Origin of the sequence: Paenibacillus sp. KS1 (genome assembly GCF_001680695.1) — a bacterium.
GTDB classification, from domain to species: Bacteria; Bacillota; Bacilli; order Paenibacillales; family Paenibacillaceae; genus Paenibacillus_B; species Paenibacillus_B suaedae.
This window is the reverse complement of record NZ_MAIS01000006.1, coordinates 106,355-115,121: the sequence shown is the minus strand read 5'-3', so window position 1 is coordinate 115,121 and position 8,767 is coordinate 106,355. Positions and strand designations below refer to the sequence as shown.

Sequence of the window (8,767 nt, the reverse complement as noted above, 5' to 3'; positions counted from 1 at the left end):
TCTATTTACACAAGATATTTTACGCTCTCCTAGTGGGAAACAAATTTCAATATTCACACACTTGTCCCAATCTATGCTTTGCGGATTCTTCAATGGTATAGCACCAACTTCAACTTTTACGCCATCAGATTCTGTATAAACTACCTTTAGGTCAGTGGTGGATATTTTGAATTCGGGCATTACAGGTTTTAAAATTAACATACTTTTAAATCCTCGCACTATATAATTTCTCAACGATTTCTATCAACATTCAACTTCATTAATTACACCAGATTACTCCAAAAAGTTCAATCGGTTGTATGCACTCAAAAATCAAAATTTGAGTATAAATAAGGCTTTCAACAGATATAAAAACATTGACAGACAGTCTAGATGTAGATTTTAGTAGGTGGGTATGCTACCGTATTTGCAATACAGACAGGAGGTTTTAGAGGATGAAGGATAGGCCTAACCGTGTATGGGTTGATATCGTGCTTGTTAAGTTGCCACCTGATGGCTTGAAGGGGTTTGTACATCTTAGAGAAGCCTTGCAACTCACCACGAATGCCACACATTTATACCAACAATCTAAGTCATTGCCATATACGCTTATGGAAAAGGTGTACTTTGGTACAGCCGACTATTTAGTAAAGCGACTAAAGAACCCAGAGATCCTTCAAATCATCGAAAGGGATGATAGGGAGGAAGTGATATCCGTTGAAGCTCGGATCCCCGAGGAAGCCAAACAGATTCCAGAATTGCCGAAGCAACTAGTAGAATTTATAAATCTTGATATCTGCTTTGATTATATAGGAATGCTTCCAGCATATTACGCAGACGTAAATGATTTTAATAAAATGCAGGAAGGCTATCGCTTTAACTCTCTCTCAGGGGAATTTCTCGTTTCAGATAAAAACGGCGATTGGCAAGATGGCTGGTATGTTTTCGCGGTGAACACGATGGACGATCCTTTTTATATTGACTTTACTCAAAAAGATATTGGCTTTCCTGTTTACTTTTCATATCACGGAACGGGAAAGTGGGTTCCGATTAAAATTGCAGATACGTTAGAACAATTTGAACAGATTTCGAGAGTACTCAAAAGTAAAGATTTAGAGGTTCCCTTTGATTTAAACGAACTGTCTTTAGAAATTGATTTGAATAATGAATTTTGGGATGAAGTGAACGGAACGTGCAAAGAACTGGATCAGTAGTAAGGGCATATATTTACATACACCTAATAAGCAATATGGCGTAGGTAGTTCAATTTTAGCGAACGGCAATAATTATATTTTGCGTGGCGACGTTTGTGTACGACTTGTTTTGGATGTTTTGGGCGAACGCAAAGAATGCTTGTGAAAAGGGGTACCTGGATGAGTTATTTTACTAAAGCTGATTTTAAAAACTTATGGAAGAGGGAAGGATCAGCGTATTTTATCCTGCCACTGCCATCCGATGAAGAATTAGCAGCGTTGGAGCAACGGCTTGGCGTTAAACTTCCCGCTTCTTACATTGAGTTTGTGTCCACATCGCAAAATGGTGGATTACTTAAACGCAATGGCTTTCCTATTCTTGATGGATCCGGCAATACGATTCGGCATGTAAAAATTGATTATATTAATGCAATCGGTCACCGTCCTGGAGATGAAAGTCTTCCAACGCACTATGCCGGACACAAGGCGCGTGATATGCCCCCACTCTTCTATGACATTCCAAATCTATTGGAAATTGGCGGCATCTTGGGTGCACCTTATTATGATTTCTTTGTTTTAAACTATTTGGAGTGTGGGACAAGCGGGGAGCCGTCTGTAGCTTTCATAACTCGAAAAGTTCGACGTGGCAAAAACGGCGAACCTGTCAATGGAAAAGAAGACTGGCGGAATATTAACGAAACATATTATTGGGAATTGACAACCGTTGCCCCTACTTTTGATGCATATATCAAAGACCTTATCGTTATGCCCAAACTGCCCGCCTTTGACTTTGCAGCACTAAAAGCACCATTGAAACAAGCCGCACAAAAATCATTCCGCGAAATAATAAAAGCGCATGGACATGAAGTAATTATCTCTTTTGGCCTGTACGTTGATGATGAAGGCTCTATGGTAGCGGACGCGGCAAATACAAAAGCACATTTCGAAAAACTTGTGGCTGAAGATCCCTCAGATAAGGATTATTTTGCTTACGCCACTAACGAATGGCGTTATGAAGGCACAGATTTTACGCTCGATTTGTTCGAGCCGATTTGCAACGAACTTGCCATGTATAGTGCGGCTTTGGGATCAGATGGAAAAATGAAACGTTTCCGCGATAAGTTGCTTGATCTTTGTACGGACGTATTGGTGGAATTAAAAGCAGAGGATTTCTTCTCCGAAGAATATAATTCACCAGTCTTGCTTAGTGTCGGCGCTTCAAACGGCGATGTTTCTACTGCAAAAAGGAAAAAGGTACGCGCACTTTTGGCATATTGAAAGAGTTCAACTTTTCGCAAATCTATTAAGGTCGTTGGAGCTAAGAAAGATTTTGAACAGCAGAATTAATAAAATTCCGACAAGCCCGAGCAATACGCTCTGGCTTGTTTTTTTGCCAAACCCCAAAAGGTTCATTGACAAAACAGTCCAAAATTACGATGCATATGGTTATCATCGCTTCATCGAAATGATAGTATATACTTCCTTTTGTAGGTAAAGTACACTTGAGAAAGGAAGTTCATGGTAGTCTAAGGCGAATGCAGAGGATAAGATCTGATTTCTTATGATGGAGGTACCTATGACGGTTAAACGAATCGTTGCCAATTTAGATATAGCCGCGTCGAATCTATCGGAAGCCAAGCGTTTCTACGAGGAAATTTTGGAGCTTGATCTCATGATGGATCATGGCTGGATCGCTACTTATGGTTCTAACGACCAAATGAGCATCCAGATAAGCATTGCTTCACAAGGAGGTTCTGACACGCCTGTGCCGGATGTGTCGATGGAAGTGGATGATGTCGATGCTGTACTAGAAAAGATGGAGCGTGCTGGTTTCTCGATTGAATACGGGCCTGCAGATGAGCCTTGGGGAGTGAGGCGCTTCTATGTGCGAGATCCTTTCGGGAAGCTTGTAAATATTTTGGCACATGTGGATCATTCGTAATTGAGCTATCAATGGAAAGATTCTTGCGTGCATAATTGCATACAGGTAGCAAAAGAGCGATAACCTCGGAGAGGAATGAGCTTGGAATGCAGTGTGAGATGCAACAAAAATATCACGTGTTAGCCAGAGGCATTATGTTATCAGGGGAATACCTGCTAGTGGCACATTGTATTGGGATGGACAATACGTTCCTGCCAGGTGGACATGTTGAATTTCGTGAAGGAATGCAGGAGTCGCTGTCTCGTGAAATATTCGAAGAGATGGGCCTACAGTGTGAAGTGAAGCAGTATATTGGTGCGGTTGAAGCGGGTTATGAAGACAACAATGTTTATCATCAAGAAATCAATCATTTATTTATTGCGGATGCGCAGGGCATTGATCATTCTCGAAACCCGGAATCGAAGGAACAACATTTAGAATTTTATTGGATTCATGTCAATGAAATGGACAAGCATAATCTACTCCCGTATCCTGTTCGGGAAGCGATTACACATTGTAAGAGTGGCAATCGAACTCCCTTCTGGGGGAGCGACATTGCATCATCAGGGGAGAGCTGACTAGAATGACAGAGTTAACAATTGATTGTGGCGACATATTACTGCGTGAGTATCGAATGGAAGATGTGGATGCAATATGTGCATTAACGCAGCAGCCTGCTATTTTGGAATTCTTACCGGATTGGAACGCGACGAAGGAGCAAAGGTTGGATTGGATGGCCAACTACGAGTTGGTAGAGAATAAACATTTTCTGCAGGCGGTCGCAGAAGACGGACATATTGGTGATCTTTGCCTACGCTTGGGAATTGTGCTGAAGGAGACAGGTGCATTTATAGGCTGGTGCGTAACAGGGATGAAGGATGAATTGCCGTCTCCGAATCGGGAAATTGCGTATGCAATCTCCCGAGATTATTCCGGGAAGGGATATATGACGCAGGCGGCACGAGCGCTTATCGCCTATTTGTTCGAGAATACGGATGTAACAGAGCTGAATGCTGTAGCGCTATTGAACAATATTTCTTCAAATAGAGTGATCCAAAAGTGTGGGTTTATTCAATATGGTGAGATCGATATCGATGGGAAGGCGCATTTGTATTACAAGCTGCGCAAGTCTGAATGGACTGGGAAGTAGAAGTGTGAAGAAATGAATGTTTAGCACCTGGGGCTTGAAAAGGAACTGGTTCATGATAAGAGAGAGAATAACAATAACGAGAATAAATTGGAGGATCATAATATGGGTACAAACAGCTTGAATGAAATGGTCGCACATCATACGAAGTTGGCCATTCAAATTGCTGAAACGATGGGGCACACGCTGGACTTCAGCAGCGAGAGTATTCATCGGGTGGAGGACATATTGGATAACTACGCGAATGATTATGCGAGTCATGATGATATGATTAAGCCGCTCGATCGAGAGGTGTGGTCAATAGCGGCGATTTGGGGCATCTATGTAGGAGAGATTATGAGGATTGAGCTGGGCGAAGAATGCAGATGGGAAGAGGTTGATGGAGGGTACCTGTTAAATGCTCATGGAGCCCAGGCCAATCCGATAGGGAAGGCATATAAACGCATTGTCAACGGTCCCGAGGATAATATCGTGTCGTTCTATGACATCATTGGGGAGAAAATGCGCGAGCATATCCAAAAAGGACAGGAGATCTAGCAGAGAGGAAAATGATATGGGGTATCACATCCAAGATAAATTGGTAGTGGCTGTAGCGTCGAGTGCGTTGTTTGATTTGACAGAATCAGATGCTGTGTTTCAGGAACATGGTGAAGAAGAATATCGGAAGTATCAGCGTGAGAATGAGAAGCGAGTGCTGGATAAAGGTGTGGCTTTCCCACTTATTAAAAGATTGCTCGGTCTGAACGATGCGGATATCGGCGCTCAAGCCGTTGAGGTCGTTCTGTTGTCCCGCAATGATCCGGATACTGGTCTACGCGTATTCAAATCGATAGAGCATTATGGTCTGCCTATTACGCGCGCGGTATTCGTCACGGGAAATGATCCGTTTGTATATATGGATGCTTTTAATGCGTCGCTCTTCTTGTCTGGCAATAAGGATGATGTGAAGCAGGCCGTTGAGTTGGGATTGCCAGCGGGCTGCGTGTATCCGACTGATTTCGTTGATGATGAGGAAGATGAAGAGCTCCGTATTGCCTTTGATTTCGACGGAATTATTGCAGATGATTCGGCAGAGGCTGTATATGAAAAGGGAGCAATTGAGCTGTTTCATCAGCATGAGCGGTTGAAGGCGGGAGAGCCGCTCCCTGCCGGGCCGTTGCTGCGTTTCTTTCTTGAAATATCCAAGCTGCAGCGGAGAGAGATTAATCGCAGAATCGAGAATCCAGATTACCGGCCGAAAATAAGAGTCGCCATTGCGACGGCACGGAATGCTCCTGCGCATGAACGGGTGATTTCCACTCTACGAAAGCTGGATATTCGGATTGATGAAGCATTTTTCTTGGGCGGAGTTGAGAAGGAGCGGGTACTTAAAATCTTTAAACCGCACATCTTCTTTGATGACCAGGTTGGGCATATAGAAGGAGTTGCGAGAATCGCGCCTTCCGTCCACGTCCCGTTCGGAGTAAAGAATGTTGAGGCAGCAGGCGAGACACGACAGAGCAGAGAACTTGCATCGATCCTCTTAACAGAAGGGACTGGGATGCAGTGATGCAGAGCAGCGTAATAAAACATACTCATCTTGGCGTATATGGCGTGATGATGAGAAATAATGAAATACTGCTAATCAAAAAAGCAAGAGGCCCGCATGCAGGGAAATGGGATCTTCCGGGAGGAAGAATCGAGTTCGGTGAAGAGCCCTATGCAGCGCTTTTGCGGGAAATAGAAGAAGAAACAGGCGTCACGAATTGTTCGGGAACGATACGAACCGCGCTCTCTTACACCCTGATTTATCCCTATGCCGAGGATACGTTAGAAGAGCTCCATCACATCGGCATCATTTACAATGTAGACATACCTAATGATCATGAATTGAGAGTGGGCGGAGATGGGGAGGATTCACTTGGTGCTTGTTGGATTGCCATTGAAGATTTGCCCAAGTGTAAAGTTACTCCTTTTCTAGCCTTATTGTTCGAGCTTGATGCTGACATTTGAATGAAAATGCGAACATTCGTTCTTTTATTTTGTTAGAGAATGTGGTATAGTTAAAATCTGGGATCGGAAGAAAAGAGCGCATCGTGAGATTTCTATCCCTTATATTCCGTTTTTGAATAGCTGCATAACTAAACGTACTGCAACCCACCTTTCGATATTCGCTAGATGTGGGTTGTTTTGCATCCTATTATCAGAAGAGGAATAAGTGAACATCAGACGGGGTGACAATAATGGAAAATACGATCATCAAGCAACATTACATAGCTCAGGAATATCTGATTTGCCAGGCGACATCTGAGCATTTTGAGGCAATGCTGAACATATTTCTAGAGACGGCCGAGTGGCTCAACAGCAAGGGAATAAGACAATGGGGACATTTTCTTGACGGATATGGCAGAGATGATATTACAGCGAGCATTGACAGTGGTTCTGCCTATGTCGTCTTGCAAGGAGATACTGTGATTGGCACGGTTTGTGTTCTCATAGAACCAGAGGAGTGGGATCACCATATTTGGCCTGATACCAATCTAGAGGATTCTGTAATGATTCATCGATTGGCCGTGTCACGGGACTATGCCGGGACGGGGATAGGCAAGCAAATCATAACGTGGGTAGAGAATGGCTTGCAATTTCCTTCTGCAAAGAAGTATATAAGGCTTGATTGCGTTGGTGATAATGAGAAGTTGAATGCATATTACTTGAAACAAGGCTTCGAAAAGGTAGGGAGTACAGACGGTCATAGCAAATACCAAAAGGAAATTGGAGTTGTAGTTTCATAATCGTTGTTTGGATGCTATTTATTGAGGGGAGATGCGGGCATGGAGGCAATACTTGTTGATAAAGGGTCGATGATGGCAGTAGGTGTTTCATTACAAGCGATCTTGCCAATTGAACGGGAAGAAAGAAATATCCCGAAGCTTCACGATGCATTCGAAAGTCGGATAAGTGAAATCGAGCACAGAATGAATAATGATTCGATTGGTATCTTTATCGATCCACCCAATTATGATTACAGAACGGATCCCTTCACATGGATGGCTGCTGTAGAAGTATCTTCATTAGAAAACATTCCCGAAGGAATGAGTTCGATTACCCTTCCTGCCAGCACTTATGTTCGAGCTGCCTATCAAGGGCAACCTCATGAAGCTTATCAAGTCTATGACTTTTTATATAACTGGATTGAGCAATCAACCTATGAACTTGCTGATTCATACGGCATTGAAATTCGAAGAGTATCTGTCGCAGCCTATCAAGGAGAAGAAGTTATCGAGCTGATGCTGCCTATAATATCAGAATCGTGAAGAGCGTGGGGATGAACGCTGTTTGGAATAGCAAAAATCAAATCTTAGATCGAATCGGTACAAACTATGGCGAGCAAGTCTCGAAGTGAGACTGTATTTCATCTATCGAAAGGTATGGAAAGCATATCGTCTGAATGGTCGTCCGATTTATACGCAGTAAGTTATGATTATGACACATAATACAACTGGATCCTATTTTATCTGAATGTCATTTAACTAACTTGAGGGGATCGATGCACTATGATTCGTGTATTGGCTGTGACGGATAAGTTAGAATTGAGAAGGGATATCACCTTAGAGGAGCTTAAGCAGATACAAGCAAAGTGGTACTGGGTCGACTTCAATGAACCTTCGCCTGAAGAAGCGTTGCTCCTGGAGCAGTATTTCCATTTCCACCCGTTGGCAGTTGAAGATTGCTTGCACCATTTGCTGCAGCGGCCGAAAGTTGATCATTATGAAAACACTCATTTTTTTGTTCTGCACTCACTCCACCCTCATACATTTGCGGCGGAAGAAGTGGATTTATTTTGGGGAGACAATTTTATTGTAACGTTTCATTTGAATCCTTCACAGGAAATCGACGACGCATGGAATCGCATTGCGGAGAATCAACAGTTGTTCGAAGCTGGCCATGTGTATGCGGCTCATTTGGTTATCGATAAGTTAGTCGATCAATATTTCCCTGCGGCCTATCAGCTTGAAGATCAATTGTCTGATATTGAATCCAAAGAGGGGAAAGACTCTATCCAAAGCGTGATGGACGACATATTTGAAATCAGATCCAAGCTGTTAAAACTGCGAAAAACGATATTGCCGATGAGGGAATTGATGTACCGAATCATTAATTCCGAGCGTATCGAAGGCGTAAAGACCAACATGCTCTACTTCACAGATATTTATGACCATTTGTTGAAGCTCTCCGAAATGATCGAATCGAACCGTGAGATGACTGCTGATATGAGAGACAGCTATATGTCCTTAAACTCCAATCGAATGAATACGATCATGAAGACATTGACAGTCATAACGACCATTTTTATGCCACTAACTTTCATAGTTGGAATATACGGTATGAACTTTGATAACATGCCTGAGCTTCATTGGAAATGGGGTTATTTTATCGTTTTGGCAGTTCTCGTTGGCGGCGGCATTGGAATGTACGCATGGTTTAAAAGAAAAGGCTGGTTTGATTGAAAAATGGAGCAGGGAATTCAAGAACATAAGAGTCGATATA

At 42.8% G+C, this 8,767-nt stretch carries 12 protein-coding genes; 11 read left to right on the top strand and 1 reads right to left on the bottom strand.

Features of this window, described 5'->3' with window-relative positions; all coding sequences use genetic code 11:
* The coding region (locus BBG47_RS30375) for a hypothetical protein (protein ID WP_217492494.1) at positions 1 to 201 on the bottom strand (201 nt) is incomplete at its 3' end.
* Positions 202 to 434: 233 nt separating this feature from the next.
* Here BBG47_RS30375 and BBG47_RS28865 point away from each other — a divergent pair.
* The 11 genes from BBG47_RS28865 (at position 435) to corA (ending at position 8,727) form a co-directional block, all read left to right on the top strand.
* Positions 435 to 1,193, top strand: coding sequence for an SMI1/KNR4 family protein (locus BBG47_RS28865; RefSeq protein WP_083189069.1), 759 nt, complete (start codon positions 435 to 437; stop codon positions 1,191 to 1,193).
* 159 nt (positions 1,194 to 1,352) lie between these two features.
* On the top strand, positions 1,353 to 2,450 hold the full coding sequence (locus BBG47_RS03985) for a DUF4303 domain-containing protein (RefSeq protein ID WP_065290614.1): 1,098 nt from the start codon (positions 1,353 to 1,355) through the stop codon (positions 2,448 to 2,450).
* A gap of 298 nt (positions 2,451 to 2,748) precedes the next feature.
* Positions 2,749 to 3,114 carry a VOC family protein gene (locus BBG47_RS03980; protein ID WP_065290613.1) on the top strand — a complete coding sequence of 122 codons (366 nt, stop codon included), beginning with the start codon at positions 2,749 to 2,751 and terminating at the stop codon, positions 3,112 to 3,114.
* An 86-nt stretch (positions 3,115 to 3,200) separates the two neighbouring features.
* Entirely contained in the window at positions 3,201 to 3,671 is a 471-nt protein-coding gene (locus tag BBG47_RS03975; protein WP_065290612.1) for an NUDIX domain-containing protein, read from the top strand.
* A 5-nt stretch (positions 3,672 to 3,676) separates the two neighbouring features.
* Entirely contained in the window at positions 3,677 to 4,243 is a 567-nt protein-coding gene (locus tag BBG47_RS03970) for a GNAT family N-acetyltransferase (RefSeq protein WP_065290611.1), read from the top strand.
* A gap of 102 nt (positions 4,244 to 4,345) precedes the next feature.
* Positions 4,346 to 4,777: a hypothetical protein gene (locus BBG47_RS03965; RefSeq protein WP_065290610.1), complete on the top strand. Its 432-nt coding sequence runs from the start codon at positions 4,346 to 4,348 to the stop codon at positions 4,775 to 4,777.
* A gap of 16 nt (positions 4,778 to 4,793) precedes the next feature.
* On the top strand, positions 4,794 to 5,789 hold the full coding sequence (locus BBG47_RS03960) for a 5'-nucleotidase (protein WP_083189067.1): 996 nt from the start codon (positions 4,794 to 4,796) through the stop codon (positions 5,787 to 5,789).
* Positions 5,789 to 6,232 (top strand): NUDIX hydrolase, encoded by a 444-nt coding sequence (locus BBG47_RS03955; RefSeq protein WP_065290627.1) that lies wholly within the window; start codon positions 5,789 to 5,791, stop codon positions 6,230 to 6,232. The genes BBG47_RS03960 and BBG47_RS03955 overlap by 1 nt, the downstream gene beginning before the upstream one ends.
* A gap of 230 nt (positions 6,233 to 6,462) precedes the next feature.
* Positions 6,463 to 7,011: a GNAT family N-acetyltransferase gene (locus tag BBG47_RS03950; protein ID WP_065290609.1), complete on the top strand. Its 549-nt coding sequence runs from the start codon at positions 6,463 to 6,465 to the stop codon at positions 7,009 to 7,011.
* A 39-nt stretch (positions 7,012 to 7,050) separates the two neighbouring features.
* A complete protein-coding gene (locus tag BBG47_RS03945) occupies positions 7,051 to 7,533 on the top strand; it encodes a GyrI-like domain-containing protein (RefSeq protein ID WP_065290608.1) in 483 nt (160 codons plus the stop codon).
* A gap of 240 nt (positions 7,534 to 7,773) precedes the next feature.
* The gene (gene corA / locus BBG47_RS03940; RefSeq protein ID WP_065290607.1) at positions 7,774 to 8,727 is read left to right on the top strand and encodes a magnesium/cobalt transporter CorA; all 954 of its coding nucleotides are present in this window, start codon (positions 7,774 to 7,776) and stop codon (positions 8,725 to 8,727) included.
* Positions 8,728 to 8,767 lie beyond the last annotated feature (40 nt).

Excerpts from the sequence above, each read along its gene's own strand:
- BBG47_RS28865 (WP_083189069.1), top strand. The coding sequence starts at position 435 with ATGAAGGATAGGCCTAACCGTGTATGGGTTGATATCGTGCTTGTTAAG.
- BBG47_RS03985 (WP_065290614.1), top strand. The coding sequence starts at position 1,353 with ATGAGTTATTTTACTAAAGCTGATTTTAAAAACTTATGGAAGAGGGAA.
- BBG47_RS03980 (WP_065290613.1), top strand. The coding sequence starts at position 2,749 with ATGACGGTTAAACGAATCGTTGCCAATTTAGATATAGCCGCGTCGAAT.
- BBG47_RS03975 (WP_065290612.1), top strand. The coding sequence starts at position 3,201 with ATGCAGTGTGAGATGCAACAAAAATATCACGTGTTAGCCAGAGGCATT.
- BBG47_RS03970 (WP_065290611.1), top strand. The coding sequence starts at position 3,677 with ATGACAGAGTTAACAATTGATTGTGGCGACATATTACTGCGTGAGTAT.
- BBG47_RS03965 (WP_065290610.1), top strand. The coding sequence starts at position 4,346 with ATGGGTACAAACAGCTTGAATGAAATGGTCGCACATCATACGAAGTTG.
- BBG47_RS03960 (WP_083189067.1), top strand. The coding sequence starts at position 4,794 with ATGGGGTATCACATCCAAGATAAATTGGTAGTGGCTGTAGCGTCGAGT.
- BBG47_RS03955 (WP_065290627.1), top strand. The coding sequence starts at position 5,789 with ATGCAGAGCAGCGTAATAAAACATACTCATCTTGGCGTATATGGCGTG.
- BBG47_RS03950 (WP_065290609.1), top strand. The coding sequence starts at position 6,463 with ATGGAAAATACGATCATCAAGCAACATTACATAGCTCAGGAATATCTG.
- BBG47_RS03945 (WP_065290608.1), top strand. The coding sequence starts at position 7,051 with ATGGAGGCAATACTTGTTGATAAAGGGTCGATGATGGCAGTAGGTGTT.
- corA (WP_065290607.1), top strand. The coding sequence starts at position 7,774 with ATGATTCGTGTATTGGCTGTGACGGATAAGTTAGAATTGAGAAGGGAT.